The sequence below is a fragment of the Eubacterium sp. Marseille-QA0814 genome, from assembly GCF_965119675.1.
Lineage (GTDB): Bacteria > Bacillota > Clostridia > Lachnospirales > Lachnospiraceae > Eubacterium_G.
In genome coordinates this window covers 357,703-379,106 of sequence record NZ_CBCPMG010000001.1, presented here as the reverse complement: position 1 = coordinate 379,106, position 21,404 = coordinate 357,703, and the positions used below count along the sequence as shown (strand labels likewise).

18 protein-coding genes are annotated in these 21,404 nt (G+C 33.4%); 1 reads left to right on the top strand and 17 read right to left on the bottom strand.

Annotation, left to right across the window (positions count from 1 at the left end; all coding sequences use genetic code 11):
* Positions 1 to 126: 126 nt before the first annotated feature.
* From ACQY63_RS01745 to ACQY63_RS01680, 14 genes are all read right to left on the bottom strand, one after another.
* A complete protein-coding gene (locus ACQY63_RS01745; protein WP_022165617.1) occupies positions 127 to 633 on the bottom strand; it encodes a DUF6106 family protein in 507 nt (168 codons plus the stop codon).
* A 12-nt stretch (positions 634 to 645) separates the two neighbouring features.
* The gene (locus ACQY63_RS01740) at positions 646 to 2,328 is read right to left on the bottom strand and encodes a DAK2 domain-containing protein (protein ID WP_428244624.1); all 1,683 of its coding nucleotides are present in this window, start codon (positions 2,326 to 2,328) and stop codon (positions 646 to 648) included.
* Positions 2,329 to 2,356: 28 nt separating this feature from the next.
* Positions 2,357 to 2,716 carry an Asp23/Gls24 family envelope stress response protein gene (locus ACQY63_RS01735; RefSeq protein ID WP_022165619.1) on the bottom strand — a complete coding sequence of 120 codons (360 nt, stop codon included), beginning with the start codon at positions 2,714 to 2,716 and terminating at the stop codon, positions 2,357 to 2,359.
* A 130-nt stretch (positions 2,717 to 2,846) separates the two neighbouring features.
* Complete coding sequence (gene rpmB / locus ACQY63_RS01730; RefSeq protein WP_022165620.1) at positions 2,847 to 3,032, bottom strand: 50S ribosomal protein L28; 186 nt, start codon at positions 3,030 to 3,032, stop codon at positions 2,847 to 2,849.
* Between the two features lie 118 nt (positions 3,033 to 3,150).
* Positions 3,151 to 5,571 carry a homocysteine S-methyltransferase family protein gene (locus tag ACQY63_RS01725; RefSeq protein WP_428244623.1) on the bottom strand — a complete coding sequence of 807 codons (2,421 nt, stop codon included), beginning with the start codon at positions 5,569 to 5,571 and terminating at the stop codon, positions 3,151 to 3,153.
* A 47-nt stretch (positions 5,572 to 5,618) separates the two neighbouring features.
* Positions 5,619 to 6,293, bottom strand: a complete 675-nt coding sequence (locus ACQY63_RS01720; RefSeq protein ID WP_412335017.1) for a methionine synthase — start codon at positions 6,291 to 6,293, stop codon at positions 5,619 to 5,621.
* Between the two features lie 18 nt (positions 6,294 to 6,311).
* The gene (metF, locus tag ACQY63_RS01715) at positions 6,312 to 7,184 is read right to left on the bottom strand and encodes a methylenetetrahydrofolate reductase [NAD(P)H] (RefSeq protein WP_412592958.1); all 873 of its coding nucleotides are present in this window, start codon (positions 7,182 to 7,184) and stop codon (positions 6,312 to 6,314) included.
* A 373-nt stretch (positions 7,185 to 7,557) separates the two neighbouring features.
* The gene (locus tag ACQY63_RS01710) at positions 7,558 to 7,914 is read right to left on the bottom strand and encodes a GerW family sporulation protein (RefSeq protein ID WP_117999058.1); all 357 of its coding nucleotides are present in this window, start codon (positions 7,912 to 7,914) and stop codon (positions 7,558 to 7,560) included.
* 18 nt (positions 7,915 to 7,932) lie between these two features.
* Positions 7,933 to 8,958 (bottom strand): DUF2953 domain-containing protein, encoded by a 1,026-nt coding sequence (locus ACQY63_RS01705; protein WP_428244622.1) that lies wholly within the window; start codon positions 8,956 to 8,958, stop codon positions 7,933 to 7,935.
* Positions 8,959 to 8,961: 3 nt separating this feature from the next.
* Entirely contained in the window at positions 8,962 to 9,279 is a 318-nt protein-coding gene (locus ACQY63_RS01700) for a hypothetical protein (RefSeq protein ID WP_428244621.1), read from the bottom strand.
* Between the two features lie 2 nt (positions 9,280 to 9,281).
* Complete coding sequence (locus ACQY63_RS01695) at positions 9,282 to 10,667, bottom strand: hypothetical protein (protein ID WP_428244620.1); 1,386 nt, start codon at positions 10,665 to 10,667, stop codon at positions 9,282 to 9,284.
* A 91-nt stretch (positions 10,668 to 10,758) separates the two neighbouring features.
* Complete coding sequence (locus tag ACQY63_RS01690; RefSeq protein WP_022165630.1) at positions 10,759 to 12,015, bottom strand: diaminopimelate decarboxylase; 1,257 nt, start codon at positions 12,013 to 12,015, stop codon at positions 10,759 to 10,761.
* Positions 12,016 to 12,037: 22 nt separating this feature from the next.
* Positions 12,038 to 13,531 carry a 4-alpha-glucanotransferase gene (gene malQ, locus ACQY63_RS01685; RefSeq protein WP_428244619.1) on the bottom strand — a complete coding sequence of 498 codons (1,494 nt, stop codon included), beginning with the start codon at positions 13,529 to 13,531 and terminating at the stop codon, positions 12,038 to 12,040.
* A 128-nt stretch (positions 13,532 to 13,659) separates the two neighbouring features.
* A complete protein-coding gene (locus ACQY63_RS01680; RefSeq protein ID WP_117999064.1) occupies positions 13,660 to 14,529 on the bottom strand; it encodes a rhomboid family intramembrane serine protease in 870 nt (289 codons plus the stop codon).
* Between the two features lie 309 nt (positions 14,530 to 14,838).
* Here ACQY63_RS01680 and ACQY63_RS01675 point away from each other — a divergent pair, with 309 nt between their 5' ends.
* Positions 14,839 to 19,083, top strand: a complete 4,245-nt coding sequence (locus ACQY63_RS01675; protein ID WP_428244618.1) for an acyl-CoA dehydratase activase-related protein — start codon at positions 14,839 to 14,841, stop codon at positions 19,081 to 19,083.
* A gap of 125 nt (positions 19,084 to 19,208) precedes the next feature.
* Here the strand turns inward: ACQY63_RS01675 and ACQY63_RS01670 are convergent, their stop codons facing one another.
* The 3 genes from ACQY63_RS01670 to ung form a co-directional block, all read right to left on the bottom strand.
* A complete protein-coding gene (locus tag ACQY63_RS01670; RefSeq protein ID WP_428244617.1) occupies positions 19,209 to 20,291 on the bottom strand; it encodes an IS3 family transposase in 1,083 nt (360 codons plus the stop codon).
* A 113-nt stretch (positions 20,292 to 20,404) separates the two neighbouring features.
* Positions 20,405 to 20,695 carry a hypothetical protein gene (locus ACQY63_RS01665; protein WP_022164505.1) on the bottom strand — a complete coding sequence of 97 codons (291 nt, stop codon included), beginning with the start codon at positions 20,693 to 20,695 and terminating at the stop codon, positions 20,405 to 20,407.
* 12 nt (positions 20,696 to 20,707) lie between these two features.
* Complete coding sequence (gene ung / locus ACQY63_RS01660; RefSeq protein WP_022164504.1) at positions 20,708 to 21,382, bottom strand: uracil-DNA glycosylase; 675 nt, start codon at positions 21,380 to 21,382, stop codon at positions 20,708 to 20,710.
* Positions 21,383 to 21,404 lie beyond the last annotated feature (22 nt).

Sequence of the window (21,404 nt, the reverse complement as noted above, 5' to 3'; positions counted from 1 at the left end):
TTAAAGCGCAAATTTCTTCACGCTATTTTAACGAAAATAGTAACATAAAAAAGAGACATCGTCAATGACCATATCTCTTTTTCCCGACATTTTTTATTATTTTTTGCACGCATAAAAATTAAATGTTTATACGTTTTTTACAACAATATTAGGTCTGTAGTGATATAGTGCATCAATTACTTTTTCATTAGGTTCAATAACAACTTTAGTTTTTCCATCGTTGTTACTAATAATCATGGCATATACACCTTCACTTTTTCTTCCTGTTGAATAATCTTTTACGATTGCATTCATGGAACCTCTTATAACCTGCTCTGAATTAATTGGTGCAATTACTTCTGCATCCTTAATTTCATAATTTGCAATGTTTTTTCTTTTTCTCTGGCCCATTATCTTATCAACAGAAAATTCTCCATTTACCAAAGAATATTCATATTCAATGCTTGTATAGCACCATAACATGTATTCTCCGTATATAAGCAATATTTCAATTGTAAAAGCAAGAATTCCTAAGTTAAACATAAGCATTAAAAGAAATGCCATTATTAAAACAATAATAGAAAATACTCGCATTAAAACAACAGAAATACCTGTTTTTCTTTTTACAATCTGTTCTACAAAAATCTCGTCCATACTTTGTCCTTTCTATTCTACAGAAACAATGTAGTAATATACAGGCTGACCACCTGGATATACTTCTACTTCCAAGTCAGGAAGTTCTTCTGTTATTTTTGAAGCAAGGACATCAGCATCTTCTTTTGTTATGCCTTCACCAAAGTAAACGCTAACGATTTCAGAATCCTCATCCTGCATTTCCTTAATCATGTCAACTGTTGTTGCCACAATATCATCGCCAACTGCAAGCATTCCTTCATCGCCAATACCCATAATATTGCCTTCTCTAATTTCTTTATCATCAATTACTGTATCTCTTACAGCGTATGTTACTTCGCCTGTCTTAACGTATGACATACTGTCAATCATAGCTTCTTTGTTTTCTTCCGGTGAACAGTCATCTACAAAACCAATCATGGCTGAAATTCCCTGAGGAATTGTCTTTGATGGAATTACAATTAAATTCTTATCTTCAACTAAACTTTCTGCCTGATTTGCTGCAAGAATAATGTTCTTGTTATTTGGAAGAACAAAAATATTTTCTGCATTAACTTCATCTACCGCATTTAAAATATCTTCTGTACTTGGATTCATTGTCTGACCACCTGAAATAATATAGTCAACATTTAATCCCTTAAATATTTCATCTAAACCTTCACCTACTGATACCGCAATAAAACCATATTTTTTCTTAGGTTCATTCTTTTTAGCTTCTGCTTCTTCCTGCTTCTGCTTTTCTGCCATCTTTTCAGCATTCTTAATGAGTCTTTCATGATGTTCTTCTCTCATGTTATCAATCTTCATTCTTGATAATGAACCGTATGTTAAAGCTCTTGTGAAAGCCTCACCCGGCTGATTTGTATGAACATGAACCTTTACAATCTCATCATCTGCTACAAGAACAATTGAATCTCCAATTGACTCTAAGAAATCCTTAAATAATTTCTCTTCTTTATCATCCATTGGCTTGTCTAAATTAATAATAAATTCAGTACAATATCCAAACTTAATATCTGCTTCGTCCATTGGTAAATCGTCTGTAGATACTGAGGTTGATGAAGCTTTTGATACATTCTCAAGTGTATAATCAACTTCTTTTCCTAAGAAAGCATCATATGCTCCCTGTAAAACAACCATAAGTCCCTGTCCGCCTGAGTCAACCACTCCTGCCTGTTTCAGTACAGGTAGCATTTCAGGTGTCTGACTTAAAACATATTCACCATGTTTTATGATTTCGCCAATTACAACTGTTAAATCGTCGCTTTGACCTAGCATCTCACAAGCTTTGTCTGACATTCCTTTTGCTACAGTTAAAATTGTTCCTTCTTTTGGTTTCATAACAGCCTTATATGCTGTTTCAACCGCTCTTACACATGCCTTTGATAAAATCTCAACGTTAATTTCATCATATTTCTTGATTTCTCTTGTAAAACCTCTGAAAAGCTGTGATAAAATTACACCTGAATTTCCTCTTGCTCCTCTAAGAGAACCTGTAGAAATAGCCTTTGCTACTGTTTCCATTGTTGGGTCAGCAATTGCACCAACTTCATTAGCAGCTGACATTATTGTAAGTGTCATATTAGTTCCGGTGTCTCCATCAGGAACAGGAAATACATTTAATTCGTTAATCCATTCTTTCTTTGCTTCAAGATTCTTTGCACCTGCAATAAACATTTTTTGTAGCATCTGTGCGTCAATTACATTAATTTCCAAAACTTTATCCTCCTAAGCATAAGACACATTAGTCAATTGTTCTTACACCTTCAACATAAATATTTACTTTCTTTACAGTCATTCCTGTAAATTCTTCTATTTTATATTTTACACTTGAAATAATATTTTCTGCTATTGTTGCAATATTAACACCATAAGCAACAATAATATGAAAATCTATTGTTATTTCGTTATTTTCATCTATAACAACATTAATTCCTTTTGTAGAGCTGTCTCTCTTTAATAATCTAACAATTCCGTCTTTTACACTAACCATAGCCATACCAACAATGCCAAAACATTCATAAGCTGTTTCACCAGCATACTTTGCAATAACTTCCTGGCTGATTAATATTTGTCCCATGTCAGTATTCATCTTACCCTTCATATGTTATCCTCCTTTACAAGTGTATTTGCATACTTGCTTACACAGCTACGGATATTATACCCTTTTTGGTATAAAAAGACAAGAAAAAAGACACTACCAAATGCAGCGTCTTTTTATCTAATAACATATACTATGCTCTTTCTACTTTTCCTGATTTCAAACAAGATGTGCAAACGTACATTTTCTTTGCTCCGCCTTCAGTCTTAACTTTAACAGACTTTACGTTTGACTTCCACATTTTATTAGACTTTCTATGTGAATGACTCACTGCGTTTCCAAAATGAGCACCCTTACCGCAAATACTACATTTAGCCATAATAGCACCTCCCTTGTATAAATTAAGTCGAACCTTCTTCGACCTGACACAAAGGCTATCTTAACAGACTATTCAAAAAATTGCAAGCACTTTCGCATATTTTTTCTTTAGCTTTTCTTTAGCCAAGCACTTCTTTGGCAATATCGGCGCTCATTTTCGCATCTTTTGCATAATAATCAGCCCCAATTTCCATTGCATAATCTTCTGTTAAAACAGCTCCTCCTACCATTATCTTACAATCAACATTGTTGTGGTGTAATAATTTAATAGTATCTTCCATAGAACCTAATGTAGTTGTCATCAAAGCTGACAGACCAACTAATTTAACATCATTTTCTACGGTAGCTTTCAAAACTGCTTCAGGATCCACGTCCCTGCCTAAATCAAGAACATCAAATCCATAGTTTTCTAAAATTACTTTTACGATATTTTTTCCAATATCATGTATATCACCTTTTACGGTGGCAATAACAATCTTTCCTTTGGATTCTGATGCTGCCCCCTTATTTGCCATAAATGTTTTTATTTCCTCAAAACATTCCTTGGCAACATCAGCAGCTAAAATTAACTGTGGCAGGAAAATCTTTCCCTTCTCAAACTTATCACCAATTACATCAAGTGCAGGAATAAGCATTTCATTAATAATTATCATTGAATCCTGAGTTTCAAGATATGTTTTAGTTAATTGTCTGCCTTCACTTTTCATTCCCGTTTCCATTGCATGAAGAATAGCTTTTGCTTCGTCAGACTTCAAGTTATCATTCCCCTGTGAAGCTGCCGCCTGTGGTGTACCACCTGACTTTGCACTGGCAGATGTTTCAGGTTCATGGGTATTTGAATACTCAATAAAATCCATTGAATTTTTATCAATGTTTGCCAGAACTTTATATGACTTAACAGCCCAAACCATAGATGAAACATTTGGATTAATAATTGGCAAATCAAGTCCGCTATGAAGTGCCATTGTTAAGAAATATTTATTTATGATTTCTCTGTTTGGAAGACCAAAGGAAATATTTGATACTCCAAGAACTGTTCTTAACCCTAATTTATTTTTTACAGTGTTAAGGGCTTCAAGAGTTTCAAAGCATGCCTTCTGCTCTGCTGAAACTGTTAAAGTTAAACAGTCGATAATTATATCTTCTTTTGGGATGCCATAAGACATTGCCCTGTTCATTATTTTTTCTGCAATAGCTACTCTGCCTTCTGCACTATCTGGTATACCATTTTCATCCAATGCAAGTCCAATAACTGCAGCACCGTATTTTGCTACTACAGGTAAAATTGTATCTAAAACTGCATCTTCTCCATTTACAGAGTTAATAATCGGCTTACCATTATAAACTCTAAGTGCAGCTTCAATTACTTCAGGTTTTGTTGAGTCAATCTGTAAAGGCACATCAACGATTCCCTGCAACGCCTTTACGGTTTTTATCATCATTTCCTTTTCATCAATTTCAGGTAAACCTACATTTACATCTAAAATTTCTGCCCCTGCTTCTACCTGTTCTATTGCCTGCCCAAGAATGTAATCCATATCATCTTCTATAAGCGCCTGTTTAAATCTTTTCTTACCTGTTGGATTAATTCTTTCACCTACAATACGAGGCTGGTCCACTATAACTGTCTTTGTTGGAGAACATACTGCAAGGTGCTTCTTTGTATTATTTTCGTTAAAAGCCCCTTCTTTTTCTGCTTCAACAAGCATTGCCTTAACTGCTTTAATATAGTCAGGCTTTGTACCACAACAGCCACCTAAGGTTCTAACACCGTATTTAAGCATTTCTCTGTATATGGATGCGAACTGGTCTGCATCAACATCGTATGTGTTTGTTACAGGATCAGGCAAGCCGGCATTTGCTTTTACAACAATTGGTAAACTTGTCCACTTAGATATTTCCTCAACAATAGGAATTAAGTCTTTTGGTCCTAAAGAACAGTTTACACCCATTGCATCCACACCCAAGCCTTCCAGTGTAAGACACATGGCTGAAACTGAACAACCTGTGAATGTACGTTTATTTTCTTCAAATGTCATTGTTGTAATAACAGGCAGATTAGAATTTTCTTTTGCAGCTAAAACCGCCGCCTTTGTTTCCAATAAGTCAGTCATTGTTTCAATAACAATAATATCTGCATCTTTTGCCGCAACAACTTCTTCTTTGAAAATATCATAAGCCTCTTCAAAAGAAAGATTTCCTGTTGGTTCTAAAAGTTGTCCAATAGGTCCCATATCTAAGGCAACCATTGCATCTGTTCCTTTTGCTGCTTCCTTTGCATTAGCAATGGCAGCATTTATTAACTCATCAACAGTGTAACCTGTATCTTTCATCTTGTAACGGTTGGCACCAAATGTATTAGCATATACAACATCAGCTCCCGCCTCTATATATTGCTTATGAATATCTACAATCCAATCACTTTTTGTTATATTTAAAGTTTCTGGAACAGTTCCTAATTCCATTCCTTTTTGCTGAAGCATTGTTCCCATTGCTCCGTCTAATACAACATAATTTTTGTCAAATAATTTATTGTTCATTTATAGATTATCTCCTGTTTTCACTTGGGTGTTATTTTAATCTTTATTTAACTACAGGTAGTACCCTGTTTTCTAAACTGACATTTATCCTTAAAATTACAGAAATCACAATTCTTTTTGCTTGAAACTTTTAAATTATGTCCCAAACCTATAACACATGTAACAGACTTAGTTGGCGTAAGCATCATGCTACTGTTTACACACACACCGATTCTTTTAGGTGCATCCAATATATCCAAAAACTGTCCCTGCAATTCAAGTGGAAAATCTCCATATCCCAGACCAAATCTCCACGTATGCTCGTATTCTTTAAAATCTTTTAATATAATTTCTTCTGCCTTGTCACATACCTGTTCAATTACTGCAGAAGCCAAACTGTCTGTAACCATTGCCTCTGCCATACTTACAATCTGCTTTTTTCTAATTAAAGAATCCACTCCGCCTGATAAGGTTGCACACATAAAAACCGCCTTTTCGCAGTTTTCTAAATGTTTCTTGATTGAATTGCCCTTTAATTCAAAATTAGTACCTTCTACTATGCCATCAGCAATAGGGAAAACCTTGTATATAAATTTTCCCTTCATGTTTGCTTTTAATTCTTTTGCACATTTTGAAAGCATCTTCTCTGTCTGTTCATCAGGCTTGTTATTTCCATATCCTAAATATCTTAAAGCTTCACCAAAATTAACATTGTCAATTTCAATAATTCTATGACCATTCATTTAACCAACTTGTCCTTTTTATTTATTCTTTACAAGATTAGTCACACTGTCACTAATTCTTTTTGCCACATAAGGATCGTTCATTGTATAAATGTGAACACCGTCCACACCATTGGCAACAAGGTCAACAATCTGGTCAATAGCGTATGATATACCGGCATCACGCATTGCAACCGGATCATCTCCAAACCTCTGTAAAACCTTAGATAATTTGGCTGGTATGCTGGCGCCACACATTGAAACCATTCTTTCAATCTGTTTTTTATTTGTAACAGGCATAATTCCTGCTTCAACAGGAACATCAATTCCTGCAACTCTTACTTTTTCAATAAAATCATAGAAAACATTGTTATCAAAGAATAACTGAGAAATTAAATGATCTGCACCTGCTTCTACTTTGATTTTTAAATTTTTAATATCTTCTACAATATTTGCTGCTTCCTGATGTGTTTCCGGATAACAGGCACCTGAAACATGAAAGCCCATATTTTTTGACATAATATATTCTGTTAAATCAGATGCGTATTTAAAATCATGTTTTACTTCATAATCAGGATTAGCGTCACCACGTAATGCCAAAATATTCTTAACACCTTTTTCATTTAAGTCATTTAAAATTCTGTCAATATCTGCTTTGGAATTATATAAGCATGATAAATGAGCAATTGTTTCTGTGTTCAATTCATTTTTGATTTTTGCGCATAAATCAACTGTTGTTGCCTTGGCAATTCCTGAGCCGCCGGCACCATATGTTACACTAATAAAATCAGGGTTTAAATCCTTTAATTCTCTTAATGTATTGTACACTGTTTCTACTCCACTTTCTTTCTTAGGTGGGAACACCTCAAAAGAAAACACTGTTTTTTTCTTAAAAATATCTGCTATATTCATCTTATTTTCACTTTCCTTATTTGCATTTTTCTAACTTATCTATTTATATTAGTTTTATTTAATTCCTGCAATTGTATTAGTTCTAATTATATTAATTTTCATATCATACCAATATATTTCAATACATTACTTTTATTAACACATTAATTTTTGCAAAACAAATTAAATCCAACTATTAAACACGTAATAATAATGCATACCGCAAAGAACGTACTCTCTATAAGCATAGAGAAAATCATTCCCACTGCAAACCAAAATAACGCAAATCCAAATAACCTATGCATACAACTCCTGTTTTATCTTCCTGTTTTACTAACAGTATATGCATGTATTATATTTTATTTGCTACTATTCCTTTTATTTAATGTAATCCCTATTCAACTACATCTTCGTCATCAATAGTGTCATCTTCTTTGTTTGTAAACTTGTTTACAATATCAGGTACCATGTCAATTATTCTTGCAAAGCCATCCTGATCCTTAACACTTATAAGTTTTGATGAGCCATCCTTTATAACTAAAACAGCACTTGGTGTAATCTTACCGCCAACACCGCCTGTTCCATTATCGCCTTTTGAAAATGTACCTAGTGCCATTCCAAAAGATACATCTGCCATTGGTAAAATTATAGTTTCACCAATTACAATTGGCTCTCCAACCACAGACTTAGTTGTTATAAAATTTTCCATTGCCTTAAGCAAATCTTCTGAATTTTTCTTATTATCAGCCATAATCAAAGCCTCCTTATACTAACCGATTTTTTTAATTATACGGTGAATTTCTTTATTAAAATAAAATCTCAAGCCGTAATAAAGAACAACACCTAACATTATATGTCCACTTAATTTAACATTTCCATTAAATATTTCATTTTGAAAATCCGGTGTGATTTTTATTTTTTTAGGATTCACATTAAAAACCGAATAGCCCATGGCTATATAGCCTAATGTCTTTCCTGTTAAATCAGGACTTTCAAAACCAATTTCGATATTTCCTTTTATTTTTTTAGGGAAAATATGCCTTAATGTTTTTATAATAATTTCTTTTCCAAACTTAAATGCTTTTTTAGTAGTTGGACTGTTTATAAATGCCTTTATGGCTCTTACCTTCGCGCATTTTTCTTTGAATTTGGAATAAATATTCTTTATATTTTTTCTAACACTAAGTATAAAACCTTTTATATCTTTAATTTTTTCTTTCAGAAAATTAAAGATATAGTTTATATTAATGTGCGTTTTTTTTCGTTCTTTATTATCTGATTCTTGTTTTTTCTCAATTAAGCGATTTGTTTCTTCTGTTTTTCCAATATCTTCTGAAATTTTCTGTTCAAATGTTTTTTCAGAATTTGTATTTTCAGAATCATTTTTATTATTGCCCTGAGTTTTTTGTTGTTTTAATTCTGTAGTCTCACAACTTTCTAATACTTTTTTGTCAGAAGTATCTTTTAGTGAATCCTGTTTTTGTGAACCCTGTTTCTTCAAATCAGTTTTCTCAGGTTTATCTTTTTTATCTTTTTTTTGCTTTTTTTTCAAAAAATCAATTGGCACAAAAAATATTCTAAGTTTTGATACATTACCATCATTGCTGATTACTCCCTTGTAACTTACAAAACGAAGTAACCAGTGAGCTTTTATGGATAATTGATAATCTTTGTCAGATTTACTTCCCTGAATCTTATATGCAATAGGATAAAACAGGATTAACAAAGCCAGTGCAATAATCACCAGCAAAAGTATTCCAATTATTTTTAATATTAATAAAAAAATATGTAACATAGGCTAATTCATTTGCTCCATAATATATTTCTTAACATTTACATTTCCTGTTTTTTCAAGGCATTCCATTATAATAAGCGTCATCATGTCAAGTGCCTCTTCCCTACCTTTTGCAATTCCAATTACAACCATATCAGACTTATGATACCATTTTTGAATCAAAACGTTAGAAGGATATATTTCCAATGTATCATAATCATTTCTTGGCAGAGTGATTACATATGTATCAAACGTTGGTTTTCTATTTTTAATTTTTCCTATAACCTTTCTTTTTTTGTCTAAAAGATTATAGCCTACATATAAATCCTCATACCAAATCATAATTATCCTGCCATTATTCCGTTAATAATTTCTATACAAGCCAGTTTTTCTGCCTTATCGTTGCAAATTGACAAAGTATTATATATATAATCCTGCAATTCGCTTATGTTATTAAAGAAGATTGGAAGTTCACTTAAAGCCTGCGCCATAACTGCCCTTGTAATCATTTTATCTGTCTCTTTAAATAACTCTCTGTATTCATTTATTAACTGTTCTTTTTGTTTTTCTAAATAAGCTTCATCAACTACATCGTTGTTTTCTACCTTATCCAGTTTTACAAACATACTGTCTGAATTTAGTTTAGGAAGCTTAAATACAATATTATATTCTTCCACCAAATCTAACTGTTTAATCTTGTCTGCGTAACTTTCTTTTATCTGGTCTGTTATGTCATAAGCTGAAAGGTGTGGATATATTTTCTCCTGTTCACCTTCGAGCATAACAAACATATCCTCTATTTTCTCAAGTGATTTTGAAGAAAATTTATTTAAAAATAACAAGTTGGTATTTTTTATTATTTCATCACAGCCTTTTACAACATTATCTTCTTCTTTTTCATTGTTAGTATATAAAATCAATAAAAGGTCATTTAGAACTTCCTGAACTCTCATAAGGTTGTCCATTTCATCATCTATATACATGGTTATATCCGATAATCTGTCCTTAAACTCATCATATCCTTTAGAATCCATTTCTTTAAACTTAACATTTTTCAGATTGTCAAATTCTTCATATAAATGGGGATAGTTAGTTGCCATTGTATCCGTCTTATGAAGCATGGAGCATGTTTTAATCATGTACAAAAAGTCGTCTAAAGCTTCCTTTGTGCCGCCGTTGTAAATTGACAAGCCGTTAGAGAGCATTTCGAAAAATTTATTTTTTGTAAGCCTTACAGGAAGTTGTCCAATAACATCTTTAATCTTACTGTTAATCATCATGTTATCTTCATCTTCTAAAATAAACTGCATAATTGTTCTTGTGAAATTTTCATCACTATAGCCACTAGGATAATCTTCTTCCCTGAATCTATACTCCACTCTGTTTACTGCATGCTCGTATACGTTATACTTGTCCACATAACATGTAATATCAGCTACCTTTTCAATAATGATATTTCTAATTGCCTCTAATTCCGCAATATTTTCCGAAAAATCATCTCCGCCATTGGCATACTTTTCAATTGTTTCATTGATAGTTTTAACATATTCATTAAAGCCGGGAGCTACCATGCCACCATCCTCTGAAAGAGACACATAATATGTGTAATAATTCATCGCAAGACGAATTAAAGCATACTTGTTATTTATTTTCATAAATCCACCGGTATACTTTTTCAAACTTTCTTCAATGTTTCTATTTTTTAATAAATCTCCAACTATTTTCTTCATATACACTCTCTTTTAACATATAGAGTGCCTAATACAAGCGCTCTATGTTTTATTCTTTATTTGTAATTCCTATAATTTTCATATAGATATTTTATTTTAAAATGTCAGAAAAATCAAATGTAGCAAAATAATCCTTTGGAGTTTCTGCTCTTCTTATAAGTTCAACTTCTCCATTTTCTTTAAGCAATAATTCTGCTGACTTTAATCTTCCGTTGTAGTTATAGCCCATTGCAAAACCATGTGCGCCTGTATCGTGAATATATAAATAATCACCCATTTCAATCTTAGGAAGTTTTCTGTCTATTGCGAACTTGTCATTGTTTTCGCATAAACTTCCAACAACATCATATGTTTCAGTGCATGGTTCATTTTCTTTGCCAAGAACTGTAATATGATGATATGCACCATACATAGCAGGTCTCATTAAATTAACTGCACAGGCATCAACACCAATATATTCCTTGTAAATGTGTTTTTCGTGAACAGCCTTAGTTACTAATGCACCATAAGGTCCCATCATAAATCTTCCCATTTCTGTAAAGATTGCAACGTCGCCCATTCCGGCTGGAGTTAAAATTTCATCATAAACTTTGTGTACTCCTTCTCCAATAACCATAATGTCATTTGGTGTCTGATCAGGTGTATAAGGGATTCCAACTCCACCTGATAAATTAATGAACTTAATGTCTGCTCCTGTTTCTTTTTCAAGTTCAACAGCCAACTGGAAAATTGTCTTAGCAAGCATTGGATAATATTCGTTTGTTACTGTGTTTGATGCTAAAAATGCATGTATACCAAAATTCTTAACACCTTTTGATTTTAAAATCTTGAAGGCTTCAGTTATCTGTTCTCTTGTCATACCATATTTTGAATCACCAGGGTTATCCATGATTCCGTTACAAACTTCAAAAATTCCACCTGGATTAAATCTGCAGCTTACTGTTTCAGGTATTCCACATTCCTTTTCCATGTAATCAATCATTGTAATGTCATCTAAGTTAATAATGCCACCTAATTCATTACAATACTTGAACTCTCCTTCAGGTGTTTCATTTGAAGAAAACATGATTTCATCGTTTCTAAAGCCTAACTTATCAGCAATCATAAGTTCTGTTGCAGATGAGCAGTCAACTCCACAGCCTGCTTCTTTTAATTTTTTAATAATAAATGGATTTGGAGTTGCCTTTACTGCAAAATATTCTCTAAATCCTTTATTCCATGAAAAAGCTTCATTTACTTTTCTTGCATTTTCCATAAATCCTTTTTCATCATAAATATGAAATGGTGTAGGATATTTTTTTACAATTTCTTCAACCTGTTCTTTTGTTACAAATGGTTTCTTATTCATTATTTTCAGTCCTCCTAAATATTTATCTACCGTAGATATCACAAAGATATCTTAGTCTTTCAATTTCTTTTGCACCAAACTGGCCGTCTAACATTCGCCATCTCCAGTTTGTCCCCATTGATGATGGAAGATTCATTCTTCCTATATATCCAATCTTTAAAATGTCCTGTATTTGAAAAATCACCAAATTGGCAACACTTTCATAAGCCACTTTAAAAATCTTATCAACTAAATCTTCTACTGAGCCTTCTCTACACTCAACATACTCTCTTATGTAGCCAAGCTCACATTTTTCAAAGCTTGTAAAATACCCAACTAATGTGTCATTGTCATGAGTACCACCATAAGCTACAGTATTAGGCACCCAGTTGTATGGCAAATGATCATTACGTCTGTTACCATCAAAAGCAAATTCCAGAACTTTCATGCCGGGATAACCTGATTTTTCAAGTACCTCTACAACTTCAGGCATTTTTATACCTAAATCTTCAGCAATAATGTGTTTGTCACCTATGGACTCGTTAATTGCATTAATAAGTTTAAGTCCCGGTCCTTTTTGCCACTGACCGTTTCTTGCATCACTGTCTTCTGCAGGAATTGCATAATATTTGACAGTGCCTATAAAATGGTCAATTCTTATTACATCATATATTTTAGCTGAATGTTCCATTCGTTTTCTCCACCATGAAAAATCATCAGCTTCCATTTTGTCCCAGTCATAAAGTGGATTGCCCCATCTCTGACCTAAATCAGAAAACGCATCAGGGGGTACACCTGCAACTTTTTTAGGATTTAATTCTTCATCTAATTGGAACATGCCTGTATTCTGCCAAACATCAGCAGAATCCATTGCCACATATATTGGTATATCACCAATAATCAGGATTCCATTTTCATTAGCATATTCTTTTAATTTGCACCACTGCTCATTAAACTTAAACTGTATGAACTTGTAAAAGTCCATATCATCCTTTAGTTCTTCTTTAAAAGCCCCTACTGTTTCGGCTTCTCTAAACTTTATTTCCTTATCCCACTCACTCCAAGGTCTGCCTTCATATTTATCTTTGCAGGCTCTATACAAACTATAATCTTCAAGCCAGAATTCATTTTCTGTAAAAAACTCTTTATATTCATCTAATTCCTTATGATTACTATTCTCATAAGCCACTCTTAAAACTTCAAATCTTGAATTATAAACCAAGCCATAGTCAACATACTGGTCTTCAATATTCCATCTTTTACTGTCAACAAATTCTTTAGTCAAAAGTCCTTCTTCTATCAACATATCTAAATCTATAAAATATGGATTTCCCGCAAAAGCAGAAAAAGAAGCATAAGGGCTGTCTCCAAAACTTGTAGGTCCAAGAGGTAACACCTGCCAATATTTCTGTCTCGCTTTAACTAAGTTATCTACAAACTCATAAGCTTTTTTTCCAAAAGTTCCGATTCCGTATGGACCCGGTAAACTACTAACAGGCATTAACACACCTGCACTTCTGCTAAATTGTTCCTGCATATTATTTATTCCTTTAATATTTTTTCATTTTTTTATGTTTGGACCTGTTACATTTCAACAGGATATAGCATTAATTCCTAGTCATTGCATTAGCAATCACACTTCACACAAATCATAAACCATAGTTTTTATTTATGTTCATGTGTAAATAAATGTTCCTGACAATATTCCTTATTTCCCGAACATTTTGAACAATATCTAAATGTTAATGTTGGATCATCTAATTCTGTTCTGCCACATATAGCACATTTATGTCTTGCACCATTTGCATAAACATTAGGCTTTGCTTTTTTAATTGACTTATTATATTGTGCTTTTCTTTTTATTGAGGAAGGTCTTCTTCCTGATTTTTTATCTAAAATAACATATATAACAACATTAAGTAATGATGCGGCAATTAACACAAGCACTATTAAACCTAAATTCATACTTGTTCTAAACGCACTGATAATGTCATAAATAATATATGCTACATATAGGAATCCGAACCATTTAATCTTAATTGGAATTATGAAATATAACAGTAATTCCTGTTCCGGATAAGTAAAAGCGTATGCTAAAAATATAGACATGTTAATGTAATATGTGCTTACATAGCCACCAATAATTACTCCAAATATACTGCCCATGGCTGTTCCATAAATAACTGTAAGAACTACATATAAAATAAGTCCTGCTATTACTGTAAATATAATTCCTGAAAAAATATACTTTGTGAAGCGTTCACTTCCCCATGTATGTTCAAGTTCACGTCCCAATGAATAATATAGGAACAACATAATAATAGTAAAAATTCCTAAACTTTCAGGTGGTACTAAAATCCATGTAACCACTCTCCATATCTGTCCCTGAAAGATCTCGTATGGATTAAACTGTAAAAACTGATATAGTTCAGGAGTTGTCAACTGAATAACATATCCTATTACATAAGCAATGATTAAATACAATGGTAAATTTGGAATTGAAAAACTCTGTTTTCTTCTATTAAATTCTGACATTCTAATCTCCTTATTTTCCTAATATAACAATCCCATCTAATTTCTAGAGGGTTATAAGTCACATTCTTTGTTCTAAATAACCATATTACAGTATAATTTCTACAGGGTACTTTGTCAAACAAAGTACAGCTTTTTCTTTTAGTTTGTAAACAAACTTTTTTCACATCTTTTTCTGTTGTTTTTTTTTCTTATTTATAATATAATAATAAGTCGATTTTGATATTTTTATGTCAAAAGCATTTTAATAGGTAATAAAACATATATTTAATATACGTTACTCGTATTAATAAGGGTAATTAGGAGGCAAATATGAACGAGAATGCAAATTATAGTTTAGGTATTGATATTGGTTCTACTACTGTAAAAATTGCAATACTTGACCAAGATAACAATCTTGTTTTTTCAGATTACGAAAGACATTATGCAAATATTCAGGAAACTTTAGCTTTACTTTTAGATAAGGCACGTAAACAGTTAGGTTCAATTGAATTAAGTCCTATGATTACAGGTTCAGGTGGTTTAGCACTTTCTGAACATTTGAAAGTGCCATTTGTACAGGAAGTTGTGGCAGTATCTACTGCTCTTGAAGATTATGCACCACAAACTGATGTAGCAATCGAATTAGGTGGCGAAGATGCCAAAATTATTTATTTTACAAATGGTATCGAACAAAGAATGAATGGTATCTGTGCCGGTGGTACAGGTTCTTTTATTGACCAGATGGCTTCACTTTTACAGACAGACGCTTCAGGTCTTAATGAATATGCAAAAAATTATCAGGAGATATATCCTATTGCAGCCCGTTGTGGTGTATTTGCGAAAACAGATATACAGCCACTTATTAACGAAGGTGCCACAAAAGAAGATTTGGCAGCTTCAATTTTTCAGGCTGTTGTAAATCAGACTATTTCAGGTTTAGCCTGTGGTAAACCAATTAGAGGGACAGTTGCTTTCCTTGGTGGTCCTCTTCATTTCTTACCTGAATTAAAAAATGCATTTATCAGGACTTTAAAATTAGACGACGAACATGTTGTTGCACCGGAACATTCTCATTTATTTGCCGCTACAGGTGCAGCATTAAATCATAAAGAAAATATTAAAGTAGACATTGATGACTTATACGAACAGTTATCTCATGGTGTTCAGATGTCAATGGAAATCAAGAGACTGGAGCCATTATTCCAGAATCAGGAAGCTTATGACAAGTTTACTGAAAGACATAATAAGGCAAAAGTTAAAAAAGGTGACTTGGCATCTTATAGTGGTAACTGCTACCTTGGTATTGACTCAGGTTCTACTACAACTAAGGCAGCTTTAGTTGGCGAAGACGGTACATTACTCTACTCTTTCTATAGTGGAAACAACGGTAATCCGTTAAAAACAATTATTGATTCAATTAAAGATATTTACACAAAGCTTCCAAAAGACGCTCACATTGTCCGTTCCTGTTCAACAGGTTATGGTGAAGCTTTAATAAAAAATGCCCTTCTTTTAGATGAAGGCGAAGTTGAAACTGTTGCCCATTATAATGCGGCTGCATTTTTTGAGCCACAGGTAGACTGCATTCTTGATATCGGTGGTCAGGACATGAAGTGTATCAAGATTAAAAACAATTCTGTTGACAGTGTTCAGTTAAACGAGGCCTGCTCTTCAGGATGTGGTTCATTTATTGAAACTTTCGCAAAATCTCTTAACTATTCTGTTGAAGATTTTGCCAAAGAAGCTTTATTCGCTTCTAATCCAACTGACCTTGGTACAAGATGTACAGTATTTATGAATTCAAATGTTAAACAGGCTCAAAAGGAAGGGGCCAGCGTTGCAGACATTTCTGCCGGTTTGGCATACTCAGTTATAAAAAATGCTTTATATAAAGTTATTAAAATATCAGATGCCAGAGACCTTGGTAGAAAAATTGTTGTTCAGGGTGGTACATTCTACAATGACGCCGTTTTAAGAAGTTTGGAAAAAGTTGCCCACATCCACGCAATCAGACCTGACATTGCAGGTATTATGGGTGCTTTCGGTGCTGCTCTTATTGCAAGAGACAGATATAAAGGCGAGCCTACAACAATGTTGAATCTTAAGCAGTTAGAAGAATTTACATACACAACTTCAATGACTAGATGCAAAGGTTGTACAAACTCATGTTTACTTACAATCAACAAATTCTCTGATGGCAGAAGATTTATAAGTGGTAACAGATGTGAAAAAGGTATTGGTGGCCAGAAAAACAAAGATAACATACCAAACCTTTTTGAATATAAACTTAAAAGAATGTTTGATTATGAGCCATTGTCACCTGACAATGCGCCTAGAGGAATTGTGGGTATTCCAAGAGTTCTTAATATGTATGAAAATTTTCCATTCTGGGCTACATTCTTTAAGAAACTTGGCTATAGTGTTGTTCTTTCACCAGAATCATCACATAAACTTTACGAAATGGGTATTGAATCAATACCTAGTGAATCGGAATGTTATCCTGCAAAACTTGTACACGGACACATTACATGGTTAATTAAACAGGGTGTTAAATTTATTTTCTATCCTTGTATACCATACGAGAGAAACGAAACGCCTGATGCAAACAACCATTATAACTGTCCTATTGTTACATCTTATGCAGAAAATATAAAGAACAACGTTGAAGAATTAGAAGATCCTTCAATGAAGTTTATGAATCCTTTCATGGCTCTCACAAATGAAGAAACAATTACTTCAAGACTTGTTGAAGAGTTTGGAAAAGAATTTGGAATTAATGCCGGCGAGGTTAAGGAAGCTGCTCACTTAGCTTGGGAAGAACTTCTTAACTCAAGAAACGATATGGCAAAAAAAGGTGAAGAAACTCTTAAATACATGGAAGAAAACGGAAAGCGTGGTATTGTTCTTGCAGGCCGTCCATACCATGTTGACCCTGAAATAAATCATGGTATACCTGAAATGATTAATTCATACGGTCTTGCTGTTTTAACTGAAGACTCAATTTCTCATTTGGCAGAAGTTGAACGTCCGTTGATTGTATCTGACCAGTGGATGTATCACTCAAGATTATATCGTGCAGCTAACTATGTAAAAACAAGAGACGATTTAGACCTTGTTCAGTTAAACTCTTTTGGATGTGGTTTAGATGCTGTAACTACTGACTGCGTTAGTGATATTTTAACTAAGTCAGGAAAAATCTACACTGTACTTAAAATTGATGAAGTAAATAACTTAGGTGCCGCAAGAATCCGTATTCGTTCACTTCTTGCAGCAATTAGAGTTCGTTCAGAAAATCATTTTGAAAGAACAATTCAGCCTTCTTCAATTAACAAGGTTGAATTTACAAAACAAATGTATGAGGATAAATACACAATTCTTACACCACAGATGAGTCCAATTCATTTCAAAATGCTTCAGGCTGCTTTAAATTCATGTGGTTACAACTTTGAAGTAATGGACAGTAAGCCATCATGCGTAGATGTAGGTTTAAAATATGTAAACAATGATGCCTGCTACCCTTCTTTAATTGTTGTTGGTCAGATTATGGAAGCTTTGCTTTCAGGTAAATATGACTTAAACAAAACAGCAGTTATTATTACTCAGACAGGTGGGGGTTGTCGTGCAACTAACTACATTGGTTTCATTAGACGTGCTCTTGAAAAAGCAGGTATGTCACATATTCCTGTTCTTTCTCTTTCACTACAGGGCTTAGAGAAAAACAGTGGCTTTAAGATTACACCAAAGTTTGCTATTAAGGCTGTTGAAGCTGCAATGTACGGTGACTTATTTATGAGAGTTGTTTACAGAACAAGACCTTACGAAGTAAACGAAGGCGAAACTGATGCTTTACATAAAAAATGGGAATATAAATTATGTAAAGAACTTGCCGATAATAAATTTGGTATCAGACGTTTTAAGAAAAACATGAAAAAAATCGTTAAAGAATTTGATGCCATTCCTGTAAAAGATATTAAGAAACCTAGAGTTGGTATTGTAGGTGAAATTCTTGTTAAATTCTCTCCTACTGCTAACAATAACTTAGTTGAATTATTAGAGTCAGAAGGTGCTGAAGCTGTAATGCCTGACTTGGTAGACTTCTTCCTATATGGATTTAGAAATGCTACTTTTAAATACGAGAATTTAGGTTTTGATAAAAAATCAGTTCGTATTAACAATTTAGGTATAAAAGCTATTGAATGGTTTAGAAATTCAGCCAAAAAGGCACTTATTGAGAGCAAGCACTTCACTCCTACTTCCGATATATGGGAAATGAGCGAAATGGCTGAAAAAGTTGTTTCTATAGGCAACCAGACAGGTGAAGGTTGGTTCTTAACAGGTGAAATGCTTCATTTGCTACATGATGGCGTTCCAAATATTATTTGTACTCAGCCTTTTGCATGTTTACCAAACCACATTGTAGGTAAAGGTGTAATTAAAAAATTAAGAGCCATGAATCCTGATGCAAATATTGTAGCCGTTGACTATGATCCCGGTGCCAGCGAAGTAAACCAGCTTAACCGAATTAAGTTAATGCTTGCAACTGCAAACAAACGACTAAATCAGGAAAAAAAATAGATAATTAGATAATTTCAAAATTATAAAGTAAAACAAAAAACCGGTTAATAGTTGTAATCTATGATGTGACCCCAAAAAGTTAGACTTTTATTGCGTAACAGGTTTTAATATCTGTTACGCATTTTTCATGCAACCAAGAGGCTGAGTCTGTATTGGACAGGACTCAACCATCCTAGTTTTTCTTTAATTCTTTTTTCATTGTAATATCTTATATATTTTTCAATTTCAGTTTTCAATTCTTCATAACTGTAATAAACAGTTCCATAGTATATTTCTTGTTTAAGCAGACCAAAGAAATTTTCCATGACTGAATTATCAAGGCAATTACCTTTTCGTGACATGCTTTGAAATATTTTCTCTTCTCTAAGTCTATGTGAATAAGCTTTCATCTGATATGCCCATCCTTGATCTGAGTGAAAGGTCCTTCGAAATGGGCAGTCAGAAGTTACCTCAATGGCTTCATTTAGTGCATTCATCACATTTGCTGCTGAAGGACGTTTATCTATTCCATAACTTATTATTTCACCATTGAACATATCCATGAATGGATCTAAATATAGCTTATGCATTGTCATTTTACCTTTAGAATCTACTTCATAGTATTTAAACTCTGTTGTATCAGTTGTAATCTTCTGATGAGGTATATGTGTATTAAATCTTCTTTTGATTCTATTAGGAGCAACCGTTCCAATTCTACCTTTGTAAGAACTATATTTACGGCTCTTCCTCGTAAATGACATCACCTGAAGATTATATTTCTGCATAATGCGTTGAACCTTCTTCTTGTTCACGATATAGCCTTGATTACGGAGTTCACCACACATGCGACGGTAGCCATAATCTTTGTTACGTTTATGTATTTCATGAATCTTTTCTTCTAATTCTATATCTGGATTTTCTCTATCAAATCTTTTTTGCCAATACATATATGTTGCCTTTGGAAAACCAACAACTGCGAGAATGTCTTTTAGTTTGAATTCTCCCCGGAGGCTGTGGACGATTCTCGCTGTTTTTTCAAAAGAGTATTTATCTTGTTTTCGCGAACGCATAAGTCCTTTGTCACCATGAGTTTCATAATTCCGAACCCATTTCTTAATGTTTGACCAGGCAGGTACACCATATTGTTTGGCTAAGTATTCATAGCCACCTTCACCGCTAAGATATGCTTCAACAACCTGCTTTTTGAATTCATAACTGTATTTTGCCATAAAAATACCGACCTCCAATCGTTAGATTTTTAGGTCTAACTTTTGGGGGTCGGTACACTACTATTAACCGTTTTTTATTTAGGTTTAACATTCTTTTTTATATTTAGATATTACTACCCCTGCAATCCATTTGCCTGTCTAATCATATCTTCCACAACAATGTCGAATATTTCACCAACAGTATTGCAGTATTCTAATATTTTCCAAGGTTCATTTGTATGAAAATGAATTTTTACTAAATCTTCATCTCCTGCTGCAATTAAACTGTTTCCTTCAAAATTATCTGTTATGTAATCAGAAATTTCATCCTCATCTAAATCTTTATCTCTTCTTTCGATTAATAACTGTGTGTCATAACGATATGCGAACTGATCCTCTTCCGCATCAATTGAATTTACTGCCATTTCTTCTCTCCTTTATATATTTTCTATTTGCCAATCTATTGGCTCTAGGCCACTTGCCTTTAAGAACTCATTTGCCTTGCTGAAATGTTTACATCCGAAAAAGCCTCTGTACGCTGATAAAGGGCTTGGATGTGGTGCTTCTAAAATCAAATGTTTTGGGTTAGTGAGCATTGCTTTTTTTCTTCTTGCAGGCGCTCCCCACAACATATACACAATTGGTCTGTCCTGTGCATTAACTGCCTGAATTACCGCATCAGTAAACTGTTCCCAGCCATGTCCCTGATGAGAATTTGCCTGATGTGCTCTAACAGTCAAAACTGTGTTTAGTAATAAAACTCCCTGGTCTGCCCATTTTTTCAAATAACCGTTATTTGGAATATAGCATCCTAAATCATCATGTAATTCCTTGTAAATATTTACAAGAGATGGCGGAATATCCTGTCCCGGCTGAACTGAAAAAGACAACCCATGTGCCTGGTGTTCATTATGGTAAGGATCCTGCCCTAATAATAAAACTTTTACATCTTTTAAAGGTGTAAAATGAAATGCATTAAAAATATCCTCTGCGGGAGGATATACAACTGTTTTACTGTATTCATCTTTTACAAAATTGTATAACTGACTGTAATATCCTTTTCTAAACTCACTGCTTAAAGGCTCAAGCCAGTCATTTGTTATCATTGACATAAAAACTCCCTCTTGTACTAAT